Source organism: Pirellula sp. SH-Sr6A, assembly GCF_001610875.1.
Lineage (GTDB): Bacteria > Planctomycetota > Planctomycetia > Pirellulales > Pirellulaceae > JBKCUI01.
This window is the reverse complement of the sequence record NZ_CP011272.1, coordinates 4253237-4272931: the sequence shown is the minus strand read 5'-3', so window position 1 is coordinate 4272931 and position 19695 is coordinate 4253237. Positions and strand designations below refer to the sequence as shown.

Sequence of the window (19695 nt, the reverse complement as noted above, 5' to 3'; positions counted from 1 at the left end):
TCTCTTCACGGCCCGTGCGATGGTATGCCCTGAGAATCAGCGGTGTCCGTATCCGTTTGCTCACGCTGCGGGAGCAACTCCCGCTGCCGAAGAAGATTTTCGAGACCGCTGCGGTCCCATTCCATGACTCCAGCGATATCGGTGAGCTCAAGCCCTGTTTCCCATCGTTGTCGCGAGTCGTTGGAAAGGGTCACATTGTCGCCGAGCAATACCAAACCTTCGGAAGAATCAAATCGCTGCACCGGACCATCTCCTGCTCCACGGTAGTACGTGTCTCGAAATACTAAAATCTGACCCAAATCCATTTCACCAAATAGGCAGTGCAACTCCACAGGAGCGACTTGCCCTAGCCCAATCTCGGTTTGTGGAGATGGCTCGCTACCGATGGAAGAAATCTCGCCGAGGGAAACGCGGAGTAACTCCCGGTGGTTCAGACAAAGAATTCCATCACCATCGACGCATGCCCACACAAGCCACGCAGCCTTATCCCGGAAGTCTTGCGAGGGGACGATGGCGTTGGCTTCCGTTCCAAGACTCGAAATCGACCAGTCGCTGCCTGAGACGTCGATGGTCGACATCCACTCCAAGCTTGGGGAGCGAAGGGTGACGCGCATCCCCCACTCTTCGCTCCATCGATCCAGCTTGATAGCCACGCCGATATCCTCGACCGCGACCAATGCGTGCGAGTCGTGAAGATTCCCGATATAGCGGTTGTCGATCCAGCCCCCGTCCGATGTTTGAAAGAACAGATCGGAGTTTTGGCTACCCAGGCTAATCCTTCCGGAGTAGAGATGGGAGCCGTCGGTCCATCGATGGCGTACGGGTAAAGAAGCTGTATCGATAGAATCTTGTCCTTCCGAGGCCACGGAGATCGAAGGTGCTGGATCGTTGGCATGCAGGAGAACCGCCTGCTGTAAGAGCTGTGTGATCGACTTCTTCCAGGGTCGATCGTCGACCCACACGTTTCCCTGCCGGATTTCTACGCGTTCGTTAGGAAACCCTACCACCCGTTTGATTTCTCGCAAAGTTTGATCGGGTGATTGGAGTACCACCAGGTCGCCTCGTTTCAGCCCTTCGAAGTCCGTTGACTCACGTCGACTCGATCGCTTGGCCGCCATGAGGCGGCGCGGCCAATAAGTGATCCGATCCGTCTGGCCGAATGTTTCGAGCGAGGTAGAAATCTCGTTCGGCTCTTCCTTCAGGGAGATGGGGTCGCTCGAAAGGGAACCGCACGTAGGACATCGAAACGGAGTATCGCTCCATACCGAATCGCGCCCGAATCGATGACTCCAGCGACACTCGGAGCAGCGCCAATTCATCGAGGGCCCCAGAAGCGTAGGTTCCATCGAGTTCCCTGCCACCAGCGCGGTCCGGGGCGTCTTGCCACGTCGCATCAATACCAGACCTGCGACCGCTAACGATACGGCGAGGAAGAGCAGTAGACCTATACTGCTGCACAGAAACCATCGGCTTGTTTTTCCGATGGTCGCATTGCCGCGATGTTCGCTGAGAGTCAGGTTACTGGCCAATCCGATACAACCCCTTCTCCGTGCGAATGATCCAGTCCTTACCGAGGACTGCATACGTTGCGAAGATACGGCCAGGGAGTTGATTGCGGTGCAATTCCTCCAATGCCTCGCCGACTCGATACACGATCGCCTCCCCGGTCTCGCTCTGCATGATGAGTTTATCCCCTAAGAGCATGAGCGATGCGGAATAGTTCCCCCCGATGCGTTTCTTCCAGTTCTCTTTCCCTGACTTGGTGTCGACCGAAGCGGCGATACCCGAGTCGCTTACCGTCAAGATTTCATCTCCGTACGGCACGAATGAGGGGGTATTCGGCGCACCACCGCGATAGGACCAACGCAAATGGGTTTGGGTAACATTGCCGGATCCGGTAGGATCGATCGCGAGAATTTTCGGAGTCATGTAGCCTGTGCTGATGTACACGAGACCTTGATGGTAGACCGGACGGGGGATGACCGAGAAACCGTCGTAGGTCACATACCAAAGAACTTTTCCGGTTGCTGGATCCAAACTTTGCACGATATTCGACCCAGGTGAAACGACTTGTTCGGCTCCATTCACAACGATCCACTGGGGTGTACAAAAGGAAAAGGGCTTGTCGCAAGTGATCCCGCGAGGCGTCTTCCAAACTTCTTTGCCGGTCTTCTTATCGAGGGCGAGCGTGTAAGGCTGATCTCCTCCATCGCAAGTTAGAATCAGAAGATCTCGAACCACGATGGGCGAGCCTCCATTTCCGTGCGTGGGAGGGTAGACGTGATCGCGATTGGTCCAAACGATGTTGCCATCTAGGTCGGTACACGCGGTTCCTTGATGGCCAAAGTGGAGATAGAGTCGATCTCCTTCCAAAACGGGAGTGGGACTGGCATGCGAGTTCTTCTTATGAATCGAAGGGGCGTCTTCGGGCTGCTCCAAGATCGTTTTGCTGAAGAGTCTTGCTCCGTTCTCGGCGTTGTAGCATTCGAGCACGAGCTTTTGAGCTCCCGCAAGCGGATCGGGGGATTTCGACGAAACGTCTTGGATCGCCGTCGTCACATAGATTCGGTTCCCGGAGATGACAGGTGAGGACCAACCGAGCCCATTGGTCTGCGCGACCCACCGAACGTTCTTTTCTTCACTCCATTCCAACGGCAAATCGTTGGCAGGGAGGACTCCGTTTTGCAATGGGCCCCGAAACTCCGGCCAATCCGCCGCGGAAGGTGTCGCGAGAAGAGCGCTCGAGATGGCTACGGACAAAAGGCTTGGCAAGTATAATCGACGGTTCATAAGAAATACGTTCTCGGAAAAATGAAGGAGAAGAGCACCTTGTTCACAAAACCTACGGCCCGCAAGTCGCCGATGAATTGGCTTGCTTGCCCTATGCTGCTCGGAGTTGTCTGGTTCGGACAGAATCTTTCCCCCGCGAGGTTGCTGGGACAGGATTCAGTCACACTCTCTTCGGACGCCAAGGTAACGTTAGTCGCCGATGGCTTCAAGTTTACCGAAGGCCCGGCGGCAGACGCAGACGGGAACGTTTACTTCACCGACCAGCCCAATGACCGAATCATGAAAGTGGATTTGGAGGGGAAGGTGACGGAGTTTCTCAAGCCAGCAGGGCGCAGCAATGGCATGTTCTTCACCGCAGACGACAAACTGATCGCCTGTGCGGACGAGAAGAACGAGATGTGGGAGATTCTCTCCGACGGAAAGCACCGAGTTCTGTTCAAGGATTTTGAAGGAAAAAAACTCAACGGACCCAATGATTTGTGGATCGATGGGAATGGAACGATCTACTTTACCGACCCCTACTACCAACGCCCTTGGTGGGAGCACAAAGAAAAACCGCAGTCGAGCAGCTGCGTCTACCGAGTCGACCGCGATGGCAGCAACATCACACGTGTCGACGATGCGTTGGTCCAACCCAACGGGATCGTAGGAGATGCTAACAAACGACTGCTCTATGTCGCCGATATCGGGGATAAGAAAACCTACCAATACACGATTGCGAAGGATGGATCGTTGGTGGACCGCAAACTCTTTTGCTCACAAGGCTCCGATGGGATGACCATCGATCGAGATGGGAACGTCTATTTGACGGGGGGAGAAGGCGTCACGGTTTTCAATAGCGAAGGGAAAAAGATTCAAGTGATCGTGGTTCCTGAACGATGGACAGCCAACGTTTGCTTCGGTGGAAAGGATCGCAAGACCCTCTTCATCACCGCATCGGACTCTCTCTACACCATCCCCGTTCGCACGCAAGGCTTCTAGTGCTTCATAACGCTTCTCAACAACGTCTTGTGTCCCATTCCTCGTCTCGACCTCTTCCCTGTCGCCATAGCTTGACCGAGCTATGGCAGCGTTATGCGTTTGCTAACGACGCGGGCCCTTACCTCTTGGTCCCGCAGGCGGTGCTCCAGCCAGAGAACGAGGTAGAGATTCAACAAATCTTTGCTGCCTCCCAGCGAGAGAGAGTTCCGGTGACATTCCGTGCCGGCGGAACGAGCCTCTCTGGACAATCGGTCACCGATGGTTGGCTCGTCGATATCGGACGTTACTGGCGCAACATTCAGCCCATCGACGGTGGCGCTCGTGTGCGCGTTCAGGGTGGAGCGATCGGAGGTTTGGTGAACGCCAAACTGCGTCCCTTCGGTCGAAAGCTTGGCCCCGATCCCTCCTCCATCGGATCCGCGATGATGGGGGGCATTCTTTCTAACAACTCCAGCGGCATGTGCTGCGGCGTCGCGAACAATGCTTATCACACCGTCGAATCAATCCGATTCATTCTCCCGGATGGATCCGTTTGGGATACAGCCCTCGAACACGAAGCGGATCGCTTTGAAAAAGAGCAAAGCGGTCTCGCATCTGAGTTGCGGGCTCTGCGCCATGCGGTACTCACCAACAGCGACTTGCACGACAAGATCCGGCGAAAGTACTTGCAAAAGAACACCGTTGGATATTCGTTGAACGCATTGGTCGACTACGAGCGGCCATTGGATATCCTCTCCCATTTGCTGATCGGTGGTGAAGGGACCCTCGCCTTCATTTCTGAAGCTGTGTTGCGAACGCTCCCTGATCATCCTGAAAAAGCCACCGCGCTCGCCTTCTTTGCCGATGCACATGCGGCTTGCGGGATCATTCCCGATTTGATCGATGTCCAGTGCGATGCAGTCGAATTCATGGACCGAGCATCCCTCGAGTCAATTCGAAACTTGGATGGAGTCCCAGATGGACTTTCCGACAGGCTGCGAGATCATCAGCAGCTCATGGGATTGCTGTTTGAATTCCAAGCTCCCGACGCGGATGCCCTCTCGGACAAACTGGAACGATTCACCTCGCAGTGTGCACCGAACATGCGTGCCCTGTCTTCCGTTCAATTTACTCAGAACAAAAAAGAGCAGGCCAATCTCTGGAAGCTTCGCAAAGGAATGTATCCGGCGGTGGCAGCGGTCCGCGGACGTGGTGAAGCAGCGATTCTGGAGGATGTAACCTTCCCACTTGAAAGGCTGGGGGAAGCGATCGAATCATTGCAAGAGCTCTTTGCCAAACATCAATACTCCAATGGCATCATCTTTGGACATGCGCGCGATGGGAATCTGCACTTTGTCATCTCGCAGGCTATGAATGGGCAGAAGGACATCGACCAGTACTCTCGATTCATCGACGAAATGGTCGATCTCGTGGTCCATCGATTCGATGGTGCTCTCAAAGCGGAACATGGCACGGGACGAAACATGGCTCCCTTTGTCGAAACCGAATGGGGAACCGAAGCGGTGGAGATCATGCGGAGGCTGAAACGTGCCGTCGATCCCCATGGACTCCTCAATCCCGATGTAATTCTCTCCAGCAAACCAACGATTCACCTGGATCACATCAAAGACCTACCGGTAGTAGAAGATGTCGTCGACAAGTGCATTGAATGCGGAGCCTGCGAGCCCCGATGTCCTAGCCGCGATTTCACCCTTTCGCCCAGGCAGCGTATTGTCCTTCGCCGCGCACGAGCACGCATGATAGCTGCAGGACAAATCGAGCTCGCGAAACAATTGGATCGAGACTACGAGTTCGCCGGAAAAGCGACTTGCGCGACCGATGGCTTGTGCGCACTCGATTGCCCAGTGGCCATCAACACCGGTGATTTGATCAAACAGCTACGAGCCGAATCGAAGACCTCTGTAGAACGAGAGGTTGCTAAATCGGTTGCGAAGAATTTTGGTATCGCGGAAGGTCTTGCCTCGAGCGCCATTGCCACCGGTGCAGCAACTAGTTTTTTTCTCGGCGATGACTTGCTGACCTCGCTGACCTCCTGGATTGCCTACGTTCTACCCGGTTTTCCGCAATGGCACGCAGGGATTTCGCAGGACTGGGATCCAGCCTACCGTTCGCTGCTCAGCGACGCCGAGACCGCGGAATGGATCTATATGCCCACGTGCATGTCCCGCATGTTCGGGGGAACCATAGCACCGCTCGTCCAAGTCGCCGGGAGAGCCAACGCAAAGATTCATATTCCATCGGGCATGCAAGGGCTATGTTGTGGACAAGCGTTTGCGTCGAAGGGGTTCATGGAACCGGCGCTCGCCAAACAAGCGGAGTGGGTTGATGCTATGTGGGAATGGTCCGATCGTGGCGAGCGCCCCGTCGTTCTGGATCTCGGTTCCTGCACGACTTTCTTAAAGACAGGGATGATCGATCTCGATCCGGTTCGAAAGGAAAGATTGCAACGTTTGCGAATTCTCGATTCTGTTGAGTTTGCCGAGGCGATGCTTCCTCATCTTCGAATCCGTAAAATAAGCGACCCGATCGCCATCCATTCGGTCTGCTCGAATCAGAAGAGCGGTCTGGACGGCTCGATGCTCGCGGTCGCGAACGCTTGCTCCGATCAAGTCATACAGCCGCACGAAGGCCGTTGCTGCGGCATGGGGGGAGACAGAGGATTCGAAATCCCGGGCTTGATACTCAGCGCGGGGGCCAATGTAGGCCCCAATATGGAGCAGGCGGGTTGCTCGGTGGGGTACACCAACGCGAGATCGTGCGCGATCAGTTTGTCGAGCAGCAGCGGCAAGCCTTGGCATAGCCTTATGCACTTATTGGAAGAATGCACCCGCGAGGACGATTAAATGGGTGCATCTATTTGTTCCATTCTTCAGCGAATCCGCTCGTGTCGGATAGATGCTCTTGGGATCGCACTTGGAGTGGGATTGCTGTTTTACGGAGCATCGCAGGGGCAAATGGATTGGCAGAAGCTGCCCCCGTTACCCGATCCGCATGGATTCGCCGGTGCTTTCGTCGGGCTCGTCGACGAGGAACTGATTGTCCTCGGGGGAGCCAATTTTCCGATCGCGCCGCCTTGGGAAGGTGGTATCAAACAGTGGAGTCGCAAACGGTATCGCTTGACGAGCCCGGACTCGTCGTGGGTCCAATCAGACGACTTCCGCGAAGAGATTGGGTATGGTGTTTCCATCACGACCGCCGAGGGAATGGTGTGCATTGGCGGAAGCAACGCCCACAAGCACCGCGATGCCGTATTTCTATTGCAACGCGATAGAAGTTCCGATCGCACCAACGCTTTGGAAGAGATCCCGCTTCCATCGTTACCCAAACCACTCGCCAATATGTGCGGAGTGCAATCCGGCGGGTATCTGTATGTGATGGGCGGGAGCGAGACTCCGGATGCCACGCAGTCTTCGTCAGCCTTTCTCCGACTGCGTTGGGAACGCAAAACACTTGAAGCGTTTGCGACGACCGATGGTTCGACCGATTGGCGATGGGAATCGCTCCCAGCCTGGCCTGGGGCTCCTCGGATGCTCGCCACCGCAGCAGCGATCAACGACACAGTCTTGCTCGCGGGAGGAGTCGCCTTGTCAGCCGATGCGAAGGGAAAGCCGGTCCGACGCTATTTGCAAGACGCTTTTATTTATTCCCCACAACGGGGTTGGGAGCAGATTCTCGATATGCCGACGCCGCTCGCAGCATCCCCTTCGCCGGCTTGGGTGCAGCAAGGAGTTCTGCGCATCTTTGGAGGGGATACGGGTTCGCGGGCTTCTCTCGCTCCTTCGAGCGATCACCCGGGCTTTTCTGGGTCGGAGTATGTTTATGACATGGAGAAACGTCAGTGGAGCGTTGGGGGAGAATCCCCCGTGGCTCCTGTCACGACGACGACCGTTTGGTGGCGAGGGAAATACATCATCCCAACAGGAGAAGTCCGTCCAGGTGTTCGAACGCCCAGTGTTTGGGCCGTTGGAAAGGGATCCAATCCATACAAGGAAACGCCCCCGGATCCGGGAAAGTTTTGATTTCAAGCATGGAAACGCGGGGGCGCTGATTTTTCTTACATGGCGCTAGTGGCAACGTGTGACTCTTCGAAGAGTCCTTGGCGGACGAACTTTTGGAAATCGTCGGCGTATTTCGGCCTAGAAAACGATTCACCGCGGAGGGCGAGGAGAGACGCGGAGGGAAGACCTATGATGGGACCAAAGAATAGGTGCCTTCGATTTCTTTAGCCTATCGTCCGCTCACGCCGAGGTTTAAACCGAGCGCTTTGTAATGCCAAATGAATGCCGAAGGCATAGCAGCTTGTAGCCGGCGGTTGAGCGTTAGCGACACCGCCGGCTTGTTTCATAAAGGATATTGCATCCAGAATGGATGCCAACCGATGCCGTTCCGTAGCCTCGTGAACCGGTTTCCTTGGCTTTAGTCCCGGTAAGGACGTTCTGGTCTTAGTCCCGGTAGGGACGGCATAGAATAGCCCAGCCCTTTAGGGCTGGGTAAAAGGCGAACGCCTCTCAAGTCCCGGTAGGGACGAAAGATGGTTTTCCACGCCCCCCGTCAAGATCTCACCCGCACGCGATTCGAATTTTTCAAAGCACCCCGATACCATCCATCGCGTACGGCGCATACCAAGAAGCCACACCCATTCGATATTGCCTCGCATCGTGACGACACAATTTCACGATGCCGGGATATTCTTTCGTCCCTACTGGGACTTCGGGCATGGGTTGCATCCCACCCAGCCCTGAAAGGCTGGACTAGTTTATGCCGTCCCTACAGGGACTAAAGCCACTCGCCACTCGCGGAGCCCAAAGGTTGGGTGTCTTCTCATGAAACCGATTTGGTGGTTCAACCGCGGAGGGCGCGGAGAGGATGCCGAGTCGTTGTTGAGAGCGCGCGCTTTCCGACGCGTTTGCTGAATCGTCGCCTTCTCTTGCGTTCGGTTCTTTTCTTTGCGCCTTAGCGCCTTGGCGAGAAACTGTCCGCTCCAATCTCCGTTAGCCAACATCTCCACACATGAACGTCTGTCTAGCTGGAACCACGGGCTTGGAGGTCCCAGCACTGCAAGAACCTTCATCGCCCCCTCGATATCTCGCGTGTGACTTTCTTGGTCTTCCAATACTTGATCAAGTGCACGCGATGTGGAGGGCTTGATCGATATCTGCCTTGAGGTCTTCGATGTCTTCGAGCCCAACCGAAATTCGGATGAGGGAGTCGACGATTCCGAATTTGGCGCGGGCGGCCGCATCGTAGCTGGCGTGGGACATCGAGGCGGGTTGCTCGATGAGCGATTCGACGGCTCCAAGGCTCACGGCGAGTCCAAAGAGCTTGGTCGACTCACACACTTTCTTCGTCTGAGCGAAATCGCCTCGAATCTCAAAGGATACGACAGCACCAAACCGATCTCCCATCAGTCGCTTTGCCAAATCGTGTTGCGGATGGCTTTCGAGGCCAGGGTAAAGGACCCGGCTGACCAACGGATGGGTTTCGAGCCATTGCGCGATTTCCAGCGCCGCTTGGGATTGCTCCTTCATGCGAAGGTCCAGGGTCTTGATCCCGCGTTGAAGCAGGAAACATTCCAGACCGGCGAGAACCGCTCCGGTTGCATTTTGAATGAAGTAGAGCTCTTTATGCAACTCCGGATCCTTGGTCGCCAACACTCCGGCGAGGCAATCGCTGTGTCCGCCAAGATACTTCGTCGCTGAGTGCATTACGATGTCGGCACCGAGTTCGAGCGGTCGCATGATGGCTGGCGATGTGAAAGTGCTATCGACACCCAACCAAGCACCATGGCGGTGCGCGATCTCGGCGATCGCGGGCAAATCGGGGATCGACATCAATGGATTGCCGATACTCTCGACCCAGACCATCTTTGTGTTCGGCCGCATCGCCGCTTCGAACTGCTTCAAATCGTTGACCGGGGTGAGCGAAACAGAGATCCCGGATCGGTTGCAAATCTTGTGGAGCAATCGGTACGCTCCGCCGTATATATCGCTTCCGGCGACGATGTGATCACCGCTGCGGAGCAGCATCGTCGCGCCGTGAATGGCTGCCATCCCGGAGGAGAATGCCAGCGCCCCGCAACCTCCCTCTAAATCCGCGAGGGTGCGTTCGACACCCGCTCGCGTCGGCGAACCGCTTCGGGAGTAATCGAAAGCCCCCCACGTTCCCGCACCGGGCTGAACGTAAGTGGTAGCTAGATAAATGGGTGGTACGACCGCGCCGGTAGCTGGGTCAGGTTCGGAGCCAACATGGATTGCCCGCGTGCGAAATTTCATGATTCCAATGCTTGTTTCAAGTCTGCGATCAAGTCGTCTGCGTCTTCGATTCCACAAGCCATTCGGATCATGTTGTCCGCGATCCCGAACTTGGCCCGCTCCTCCGGCTTGTAATCGAAATAACTCATGACCAGAGGTTGCTCGATCAACGACTCCACACCCCCCAAACTCGGAGCGATGCGAGGGATTCGGCACGCATCGATGACGGCACCTGTTTCTTTCCAATCCGCATCCTTGACCAAAAACGTGATCAAGCCACCGTAACCGCGCATCGTCCTCTTCGCGACTTCGTGCGTGGGATGCGATTCGAGGCCGGGATAATAAACGTGTTCGATCCGAGGGTGATTGGCGAGGAATTGCGCGATTCGCATTCCGTTTTCATTGTGCCTTTCCATTCGCAGTGCGAACGTCTTCAAGCCCCGTTCCAGCAAATACATGTTGTGCGGAGAATTGATCCCTCCCAGGATCCCACGGAGCTTGCGTACATCTTCCAGTTTCTCTTTGCTACCGCAAATGACGCCGGCGAGCAAATCGTTATGGCCCCCCATGTATTTCGTCGCGGAGTGCCAAACATAGTCGACACCATAGTCAATCGGTTGCAGATTGTACGGAGTCGCCAGAGTCGCATCGATCAATGTCTCGACTTCATGCGCTTTCCCAATCGCAACGAATTGTTCCAGATCGATGCAGCTCAAGTGAGGGTTGGTCGGCGACTCGCTGACGATCATCTTGGTCCGCTCGTTGATCGCAGCCTCCATGGCAGCATAATCCCCCGTTTTGACTTGCCGGGTGACCACGCCAAATCGCGACAAGTGCTTGGCGCAAAACTCGCGGCTTCGGTGATAGCACTGGTCAAAGAAAACAATCTCGTCGCCGGAACTGAGTTTGGCCATCAGTAGTCCGACAATCGCTGCCATTCCGCTAGAATATATGATCGCATCCTCTGCATGATCGAGAGCGGCCAACTTTCGCTCGACCACCTTCTCGTTTGGATTTCCGTAACGACCATACTCCTCACGATCTTGCTTCTCCGTGATGTAGTCGAGGATGCTTTGAGTCGACTCGAAGGTGTAGGTGCTGGCACAGCAAATCGAGTCGGTGATGGCAGCATTAGGCTTTTGACGGGCCTCGCCAGCATGAACGCTGGTGGTACTGAATCCTGCTCGCCGCGCGGTGGGTTCGAAATTCATGCGATCGGTATTGGAACTGGAGGAGGTTTGGGTGGAAGGGTCTTTCTCTTTCGAAGACAACGCGGATTCAGCATTCATGAACGGAGCACCCTTGTGGAGGAACCATGCCTTGCTCGATCGAACAATCAACAAACAAGACCCATGGAATGTTTCCCGAGAAAACGGATCGACAACAACTCGGTGTCTGAGAGCGACTCTCCGCGTAGAAGCTGGTGTCCGAATGGGACGAAGGCCCTGGCAAGAAATCCCTCCAGGCACCCGCGGGTAAGAACGCTGTGGCTCGACCGCAAAATGGCGTTCGGCGAACAACAGTGGCTTTTTAGCAGTGAGGCTGCAAGCGGCCGCAAATCCCTGAAAACATCACTAGTCTACCTCGCTCGTACGAGGGGAGCAAGAAGTTTTGTTGCGGGCCGCGCAGAGAAGTTCTACGGTCGAGCGTTGAAGCGCGAGGACTTTGCCGCCTAGCGAATCCGCGCAAGCTCCTTTTGGCCGGTGGCATTCCAACGGGAAAGTCCCTATCCTTACACTTGGACGGCGTTTCTGCACCGAGTGCAAAACGATCTACCGAGGCCACCCCTGAACGCATTCACGTTTCGACCACCCTATGACCGACGGCCCCCCCGCTTATTCGACACTCCTTTTCGATCGCCCGAAATGGACGCGTGGCTGGATCGTTGGGTGTCTTGGGATGGCGTCCTTTTTCTCCACCGTCCGAGTTGGTCTCGCTCAAAATGGACAAGACGCGGCCACCCCGACGGAACAGCTTGGTCTGGTAGTGCCCCCGCGCGAGAATGCCGAGAACCGAAACGATGAGGAGCGGGGCCAACTAGCGAAGTGGATCGAAGACCTTTCGGCACCGCGGTTTCAGACACGCGAAGATGCCACCGAAGCGATTGCTGCCCTCGGCGAAGATTACCTTTCCGATCTTGAAAACGCTCTCGGTTCGCTCCGCTCTCCGGAAGCCAAAGCCCGGCTGAGTGGAATCGTCGCCAAGCGAAAGGAGGAACGCAAACAACGGATTACGCGTGAATTCCTCCGCTCCCGAGAGCTTAGTCCGACACATGAATTCCAAGGTTGGATCAGCTTTAGCATGGCTACCGGGTTTTCCGATCGGAAGACCAAGGCGATGTTCTTGCAACTGCTGCAACCGTTTCCTTCCCTGATCTATACGAAAATCGAAACGGCCGACGAAGCGTATAAGCAAGCCAGTTTGGTCGCGGGGAATATCTCCCAACGGCTCGACATCGCGGGGGAAGTGACTTCCGAAGATGGCATCGCACTGGCTTACTTAGTGGCCCTTTGCGAAGACAAACTGGATCTGGGCTTGGAACGAACCAGCCACCGCGTTTTCTCCCGGAGTCCCTTCGCGACCTACCTGTCGCTCAACAAACAGACCCCCAACGCTTTATCCTCTCTCTACTCCAAATTCGCCGTCCGCGCCACCGACAAGCGAATGGTTTTTTTAACCTGCTTCAATGGTGAGATTCCCGCGGCCCGGCAAGTGGCCATCGAGTACTTGTCGCAGGATGACGCAATCAAAGATTCCGAGTCGTTCGAACTGGCCATGCAGGCTCTTGCGAAATTCGGGACCAATCAAGACATCCCCATTGCAGAGCGGTGGATCGAGAACGCGACCGTCATCAATCAATTCCAACGTATCGCGTCGCCTGACCCGAACGAATTTCGGTCGGCGAATTACATCATTCAAGCAAGAGACTTGGCCCTCATCACAAGTATCCTTCTTCATCGCGAGAACCCGTACCTCTTCTTTCCCCTCTTTCGCGCCCACCCATTGCGAGGCTTCACGACCGATACCGTCGGCTTTCCCGAAGGAACCACCGAGGAGACACGGCAGCAGATTCTCAAAGACTGGCGGGATCATTTGAAAAAAACTCCGAAGCCGCTTAGCTGACCATGAACGCATTCGAGGTTTTCGGGAAGGAATTGGCAGAGGACTGCCAGTGGTGGACCTCTGCAAACGGGCAGTCCGTTTGGACCTCCCTGCTCGCATCCCCTGCGTTCCAACCTACACAGGCGGGGATGGACAAATCCACGCTGCGAAGACGACTGGATTTCCTGCGTCTGCAACTTTCCTTTCAAACATCGGCGAAGCAAAAGTTCCCAGACCCGGAGCGTTGGTTTTGGACTCGCCAGCTCCTCGAACAATCCAGTGATTTTTGGTGCGCTACGGAATCTGCCCAAGACTTTCCGGCGGGTGAACTCGTTGCCGATCTCTGCTGCGGTGCAGGTGCCGATGCGATCGCGTTAGCACGGCGCAGCAAACAAGTGCTGGCCTGCGACTGTGACCCGCACGCACTGCAATTGGCATCGCTCAATGCAGCAATGCACGGTCTGGATTTGAAATTCATTTTGAATCGTGCTGAGTCGGTAGAACTAAGTCGCGACAGCTGGATTCACATCGACCCTGATCGTCGCGCAGCAGGGAAGCGCGCGACCTTTCAACACGCCTTTGCGCCCGAATGGAAAGACGTCGAGTCGATGATCGATCGATGCCGTGGTATTTCGATCAAGGTTGCGCCGGGAACGCGTTACGAAGGGGACAGGCATCCTCCCGTCGTTCGATTCTTGTCCCGTCAGCGATCCGTCCGACAACAGCGATGGCTTTGGAATTTGGACCGTTGGCCTCAAGACTCGATCGTCGTTAGCGCCATGAGTAGGGAGTCTTGGCATCACGAGATCTTCAGACGATCGGAATGCGAAACGAGCGAATGCCTTGCTGACCGGGAAGTCGAACTCAAGAATTACATCGGGGATTACGATCCAGCCTTCCGAGCAGGAGGTGTCTCAGCCCCATTCGCCGAACGTCTTGGGTGCAACATTCTGTTCGAAAACGGATATCTGACATCTGGAGCACCGCTCGAGCACCCGTTGGTACGATGGTTCAGAGTATTGGAGCTTACCAGCTTGGATCGTAAAAGGCTTGCCGCCTATTCCCGATCCGCAAACGCAAGAACCTGGGAACTGAAGAGCCGAGGTTGCGATATTGACTTGGACTCCCTTCGCAAACAGCTGCGGACCGATCCGACTTCGGACCGGACGCTCACTCTTCTTTGCACCCGAGTCGAAGGCAAAAACCGCGGAATCATCGCCGAAGAAGTCCACGGTCTGCCCGTTGTCTAAAGATCGAGACTATCGAGCTGATCGATCAAGGAATCGAGGGCGTCGCGAGATGGCTTCGTCGCGCCACCGTTTTCTGCCACCAATGAAGCCGCCGTCGCGGGCTTGGAACTGCCAGGAGACGTCGCCGAGCCAACTGCAGCCCGCCCAGCGAGAATCAACTGCTCGTCTCGTTCTCGAGCGGCAGCGGCGACGGGATCTTCATTACGATCCGGTGCACCGAAGAGCTTCGACAAGTCGATTTTGAACGCACCACCCGATTCCACAGGCGCACCAGCGATCGCGGGCGATTTGTGTTGGGGGAAAATGATCGCGTTTTCTGGACAAACGCGGGAGCACGCGGGGCAGCCCTTTCGACAATTGTCAGGTTGCTCGACGAGTATCGTTTCCGCACGATCCACTCCGTAGACTCCGAAGAGGCAGAAGTCGATGCACTCCATGCAGTTGGTGCAACGACTGTAGTCGATGACCGGATACCATCGTCTCGCAGGATGCTCATCGATCCGAATCGGAGTAATCCCGAGAGGAGACTCGTGGACGATGGGAAGTAGATTCTCCTGGAGCGTGCTCGGAGGTGTCGTCGAGGATGTGGCATCGAGCATCCCGAGCCTGTCCGTCGACAACGCGGTACTGTTGGTGGGGTGCAGGAACCGCTCGAGAGTCAGCGTTTCACGATCTTCGGTGGAATCCAATCGCTCCAGATTCAGGATGCGGCGAAACTCCGTTTCAAAGGCTTCTAACCGATCGCTGGCTCGAAGATCGATCGAGTAGATCCCGCGATTCGGACGGGGATGGATTTTGACAACGCGATCTTCCTCCCGTTCGTCGACTGCGTCCTCGGTTTCGTCTTCGTCGTCATCCGCATCCAACTTTGCGTCCGGATTGATCAACTCGACATCCCCCGGAGTACCGCGAATGTCCATGCGATCGAGAATCCAATGGGCAGCGCGATCGAAGAGCCAAGTCAAAATGACGAGTGGACCTTTCCACTGACGGATACGAGCCAAACTCTCGCTGTCGTTCCCAAGGTCGTAGAGATGCGGGACAACGAGTGATACCGTATTAGGGAGCCGAGCCGCCATGTCTGCGATCCCTTCCTCCAAAGCCCGCTTTTCTGGGCTACGGCTTTGCCCCTGGGAGAGAATGACCAGCAGTCCATGGTTTTCTTGGATCATACGTCGCGCGGGGATGGAGGATCGATGCGTTGGAGGGTCCTATAGAATACCAGTGCGCTGCGCAGATGGACAGCGTTTACCGGGCAGAAACAACCGCGAGCAAGGGGAGACGCGATTGATCGGAGACGACAACCCCGCCTGGCTTTTCGATGGTAATAGCGAACAAGGTCGGATCGTCTACTTTCAATTTGGCGTGGATGGGCAATACGACTTCACCTGCTTGATCAATATCGAAAACGCCGCCATCCACCGGTTTGCTGTCTCGATTGGGATCGAGAATCCAAAGCTGGTACTGTTCCTGGGTTGGATCGTTCGGCTTCAAACCTTGGATGCGCATGTAGCCCTTTTGAAATTTGGAACTCCACACGACGTCGCCCAAATCCGAACTCTCCTCCGAAGTCGTCGCCGATGCGTCGCCTGGACGAGTCCACGATACGCGCACCAAATCCTCGGCAGAGGCGAGCAATGCAGCGCGGTCGACCGCCGCTTGTTGGAGCGAACCGGGTCGAGCCCTCCCCCCCGCTATTCCATCGTTCCAATTGGGGAGCCAACTGGCAATCGCCAACGCGGTCGCCGCAACAGCTGCAAACCATCCCACCATCTCGCGCAATTCCATGGAGCTAGTGGGCTGCGTCCGCTGGGTTACTTCCACAGCAGGCGATGATGACGTTGCAGAAAGTGCCCCGCCCAAGGTGGAACGACTGAACAACCGGAGCTCATCGCTCGCCGTGTGGGCGCTCCATGCCTGGGATGAAAGTCGCTTTCGCAAGTCATCAGGCATGGGGGCGATGCGAGAGGATTGGCTTTCGAAAGTGAGCAGGGCTCGAGCCGCTGCTACTTCTGTTCGCTCGACAGCAGACTCCACCTCTTCGGACGAATAGGACTGGAGTTCTGCCATTTCCTGATCGTTGAGATCGCCCAAGACAAATCCCGCGATCAAATCCTCGAATCGTTGGTCTTGGTTAAAGGTCGCTTTCATCGTGACACTCCCTGCCGCAACGCTCTCCGTTCCATACACTCCCTCAGCTGAATCAAGCTTCGGCGCGCGTAAGTTTTTACCGTGCCGAGTGGAAGACCAAGTTGCTCAGCGATCCGTGAATGCGAGTCACCAACTTGAATCGATCGACGCAAAACGTCGCGATGCACGGAATTGAGTCGATCTAAACATTCGAGCGCCTTTTCCGATTCGTCTAAGATATCGACGAGCTCGCTGGAGTCCGCCGCAGGCAACTCCGCTTCCGAACCGATACTGGCGACTTCGAGCGAGCGACTCGACTTTCGAAAACGATCGATCAGCTTTCGTCGCGCGATCATCGTAATAAATGTGGATTCGGCCGATTTCTCCGCATCCCATCGATGCGCTTTCTGCCAAATCTCGACGAAGATTTCCTGCGTCGCATCTTCGGCGTCGGCATGGGTCGACGTGAAGCGATTGGCCAATGACCATACCAGCGATCCATAGCGCTGGATACACTCCTCGAAGGCTGCTTCCTCGCGCATCGCGATGCGTTGAAGGATTGAAGCGTTGGACATCTCGTTACGCCGTGAACCGGACTGTCTCGCCGGCTGCAATGTTTTGGTGCGGGATGGGGGGGAAACTGACAAGGTATCCCGAATCGATAGCGTCGACATGGTGGTGAGGACTCCTTCGCAAGAACCGTAGCGTTCTACGTCAGAACCGAGACGACGGATTCAATAGTTTAGTTCAGCGCAAGCTTTCTCTGCAGTGCTGACGCCAAAAAGTGTGCCAAATTTAACCGTCCAAGTGGCCGGTTGTTCCCTCTCGACCCACACCGCGCAGGGAATCGGGAATACGGGTCCACAACAGTCGGATGCCGTTGAAGACAACCAACAAGGTGCTTCCTTCGTGCCCCAAAACTCCCATCCACATCGGAAGATTGAAAAACGACGAAGCGACCAACAATCCAATCATCGAAAACGAGAAGAACAAATTCTGCCGAACGCGACGGTTCGCCACGCGACCTATCCAAATGGCGATCGGAAGCGCGCTCAAATTATCTCGCATCAACACCACGTCTGCCACTTCGAGCGCCACATCGGACCCCACTCCCCCCATCGCAATGCCGACGTCCGCCGTAGCCAGCGCGGGGGCATCGTTCACACCATCCCCCACCATCGCAATACATTTTTGTCCCTCGCCGAGTCGAACAAGATGCTTCACCTTTTCGTCCGGCATCAGTCCGGCGACGATTTCGTCGAACGGCAATTTTCCAGCGATCGCCTGCGCAACCCTTGGATGGTCTCCCGTCAACAAGACAATCTTCGGAATCGCCAACCCCTTGAGGGTCTTCAGCGTGGAATCGGTGTCCGATCTCAATGGGTCGGTAACGCTGATGATCCCGAACATACCCGGATCGGAGGTGACGACTGGCAAAGCCGTCTCGCCACGCTCGCGCATCTTGCTGACTTGCTCTTGAATGGAAGCAGGGAAGGGGTGGTCATGGCTTTCAAAGAGAGATTCCTTTCCAATCCCAACCCATACACCATCGATGCTCGCATGGACGCCTAGCCCCGTATGGCTATGAAACTCTTGAAGCACGACGTTCGGAATGGGTTCACCCCGTTTCGCGAGCTCATCGAGGATGGGCTGAGCCAACGGATGTTCGCTCTGCGTTTCCACCAGTGCCGCGTACGCGAGTAGTTTGTTGGGGGAGCAACCGGGTGGTGTCCAAATTTCTTGAACTGTCGGTTTGCCCATTGTAATGGTCCCCGTTTTATCCATGGCCAGGACATCGATCGTTCCGAGATGCTCGATATGAGTCCCCCCCTTGACCAGTACTCCATGCCGTCCCGCGAGGGCGATCGCGGAAAGCATCACCGATGGGGAACTGAGGACCACGGCGCAGGGTGAAGCAGCGACAAGCAGAACCATCGCATGGTAGAACGCATCGTTTGCATCCGAGCGATTCCAAAATAGCGTTGCAAAGAAGGTGACCAACGCACCGACGATGACAGCGATCACATAAGGCTGTTGCCACGTATCGACGAATCGTTCGGTGGCCGTCTTTTTGGTTTGCGCCTCGTGAACCATGGCGACAATTCGTTCCAAGGTTGTATCGCCGATCTCTTTGCGCATCTCCACCACGACGGTCCCAGCGCCGTTCATGGTTCCCGAGTAAACGTCAGCTCCTTTTTGTTTGGCAATCGGACGGCTTTCTCCCGTCAACGTGGATTCATCAACCCATGTCTCCCCATCCACAATTTTCCCATCGACCGGATATCGCTCTCCAGGTCGAACTCGAACGCAATCACCTACTGCCAGCGATTCGATGGGGACCGATTCCTCCTGCGGCGCAGTCGATTGACTCGAATTCACGACAAGCCGATTCGCGGTGCTGGGGCGCAGACGAATCAACGCCTCGATAGAACGATTGGTACGGTACGAAGCAAACGCTTCGAGTGTTCCGCTCAACGAAAAGAGGAACAACAGAATGACCCCTTCTACCCAATCTCCAAGGATCGCAGCTCCTAGTGCGGCCAAGATCATGAGCAGATCGATGTTCAATTTGCGATGCCACAAACTAATCGCGGCTTCTGTTGCCGTCTTGTTGCCACCGGCCAGATAAGCACCCACGAGAGGGATCAACGCCCCGTATTGATACTCGGGCGATAGAAAACGTTGAAGCAAAAAACCAGTCAGTCCAAGCGCAAAACAAACGAACGTTTGAATCGCCTCCCATTTCGGTGGCTCGGAATGCTCGCGCTTCAAACTCTTCGAGGGAATAGCTGGAATATTCTTTTCCATTGGGTTATTTCCCTTTTCCCTTCGCAATGCGATAACCGCGGTCGATCAATGCCGATTCGATTTTCGTCTTATGATCCCCTTGGATTTCCAACCAATCCTCGCCGCAGCTACCACCCGCACCGCACTGATTTTTAAGCTCGAGCAGAAGCTGTTGAATTTGCCCGAGTGGGCACGCAAAGCCTGCAACTTGGGTGACGAAGCGTTGATTCTTTCGCTTTTCCAGTCGAACCGAAACGCGCTGTTTGCCTGGGGGAACATCCGGAGGCGGACACGTGCAGACCTTGATGTCTTGATGACAACGCTCGCACAGGACCGGGCGTTCTAATGATGTTCCGTCGAATAAACCCAAAGCAAACCACCGAACTTTAGAATGGGAAACGAAC

Annotated in this window: 14 protein-coding genes; 5 read left to right on the top strand and 9 right to left on the bottom strand. The window is 55.4% G+C overall.

Annotated features, from left to right (window positions below; genetic code table 11):
* Nucleotides 1-5 precede the first annotated feature (5 nt).
* Complete coding sequence (locus VN12_RS16310; RefSeq protein WP_146677829.1) at nt 6-1529, bottom strand: S26 family signal peptidase; 1524 nt, start codon at nt 1527-1529, stop codon at nt 6-8.
* Nucleotides 1519-2790 (bottom strand): PQQ-binding-like beta-propeller repeat protein, encoded by a 1272-nt coding sequence (locus VN12_RS16305; RefSeq protein ID WP_146677828.1) that lies wholly within the window; start codon nt 2788-2790, stop codon nt 1519-1521. The genes VN12_RS16310 and VN12_RS16305 overlap by 11 nt, the downstream gene beginning before the upstream one ends.
* A gap of 39 nt (nt 2791-2829) precedes the next feature.
* On the opposite strand from VN12_RS16305, the gene VN12_RS16300 reads away from it, so the two are divergent.
* The 3 genes from VN12_RS16300 (at nt 2830) to VN12_RS16290 (ending at nt 7790) form a co-directional block, all read left to right on the top strand.
* Nucleotides 2830-3771, top strand: a complete 942-nt coding sequence (locus VN12_RS16300; RefSeq protein WP_240491168.1) for an SMP-30/gluconolactonase/LRE family protein — start codon at nt 2830-2832, stop codon at nt 3769-3771.
* Nucleotides 3772-3842: 71 nt separating this feature from the next.
* Nucleotides 3843-6614, top strand: coding sequence for an FAD-binding and (Fe-S)-binding domain-containing protein (locus VN12_RS16295; protein WP_205855064.1), 2772 nt, complete (start codon nt 3843-3845; stop codon nt 6612-6614).
* On the top strand, nt 6615-7790 hold the full coding sequence (locus VN12_RS16290; RefSeq protein ID WP_146677826.1) for a galactose oxidase: 1176 nt from the start codon (nt 6615-6617) through the stop codon (nt 7788-7790).
* A 1101-nt stretch (nt 7791-8891) separates the two neighbouring features.
* On the opposite strand, the gene VN12_RS16285 is transcribed toward VN12_RS16290, so the two are convergent.
* Together VN12_RS16285 and VN12_RS16280 are read right to left on the bottom strand one after the other, a co-directional pair.
* Entirely contained in the window at nt 8892-10043 is a 1152-nt protein-coding gene (locus VN12_RS16285) for a trans-sulfuration enzyme family protein (RefSeq protein ID WP_146677825.1), read from the bottom strand.
* Nucleotides 10040-11233, bottom strand: a complete 1194-nt coding sequence (locus VN12_RS16280) for a trans-sulfuration enzyme family protein (protein WP_146679960.1) — start codon at nt 11231-11233, stop codon at nt 10040-10042. The genes VN12_RS16285 and VN12_RS16280 overlap by 4 nt, the downstream gene beginning before the upstream one ends.
* A gap of 604 nt (nt 11234-11837) precedes the next feature.
* Here VN12_RS16280 and VN12_RS16275 point away from each other — a divergent pair.
* Both VN12_RS16275 and VN12_RS16270 read left to right on the top strand, forming a co-directional pair.
* A complete protein-coding gene (locus VN12_RS16275; RefSeq protein WP_146677824.1) occupies nt 11838-13145 on the top strand; it encodes a hypothetical protein in 1308 nt (435 codons plus the stop codon).
* A 2-nt stretch (nt 13146-13147) separates the two neighbouring features.
* A complete protein-coding gene (locus tag VN12_RS16270) occupies nt 13148-14374 on the top strand; it encodes a class I SAM-dependent methyltransferase (protein ID WP_146677823.1) in 1227 nt (408 codons plus the stop codon).
* Here VN12_RS16270 and VN12_RS16265 read toward each other — a convergent pair.
* The 5 genes from VN12_RS16265 to VN12_RS16245 all read right to left on the bottom strand — a co-directional run bounded on the left by VN12_RS16265 (nt 14371) and on the right by VN12_RS16245 (nt 19661).
* Nucleotides 14371-15546 carry an ATP-binding protein gene (locus tag VN12_RS16265; RefSeq protein ID WP_146677822.1) on the bottom strand — a complete coding sequence of 392 codons (1176 nt, stop codon included), beginning with the start codon at nt 15544-15546 and terminating at the stop codon, nt 14371-14373. The two genes, VN12_RS16270 and VN12_RS16265, sit on opposite strands and share 4 nt — an antisense overlap.
* A gap of 76 nt (nt 15547-15622) precedes the next feature.
* Entirely contained in the window at nt 15623-16525 is a 903-nt protein-coding gene (locus tag VN12_RS16260; protein ID WP_240491167.1) for an anti-sigma factor, read from the bottom strand.
* Complete coding sequence (locus VN12_RS16255; protein ID WP_240491166.1) at nt 16522-17178, bottom strand: RNA polymerase sigma factor; 657 nt, start codon at nt 17176-17178, stop codon at nt 16522-16524. Before VN12_RS16255 ends, VN12_RS16260 begins: the two co-directional genes overlap by 4 nt.
* Before the next feature lie 121 nt (nt 17179-17299).
* Nucleotides 17300-19312, bottom strand: a complete 2013-nt coding sequence (locus VN12_RS16250; RefSeq protein ID WP_146677821.1) for a heavy metal translocating P-type ATPase — start codon at nt 19310-19312, stop codon at nt 17300-17302.
* Nucleotides 19313-19316: 4 nt separating this feature from the next.
* Nucleotides 19317-19661: a translation initiation factor gene (locus VN12_RS16245; protein WP_168164461.1), complete on the bottom strand. Its 345-nt coding sequence runs from the start codon at nt 19659-19661 to the stop codon at nt 19317-19319.
* Between the last annotated feature and the right edge of the window lie 34 nt (nt 19662-19695).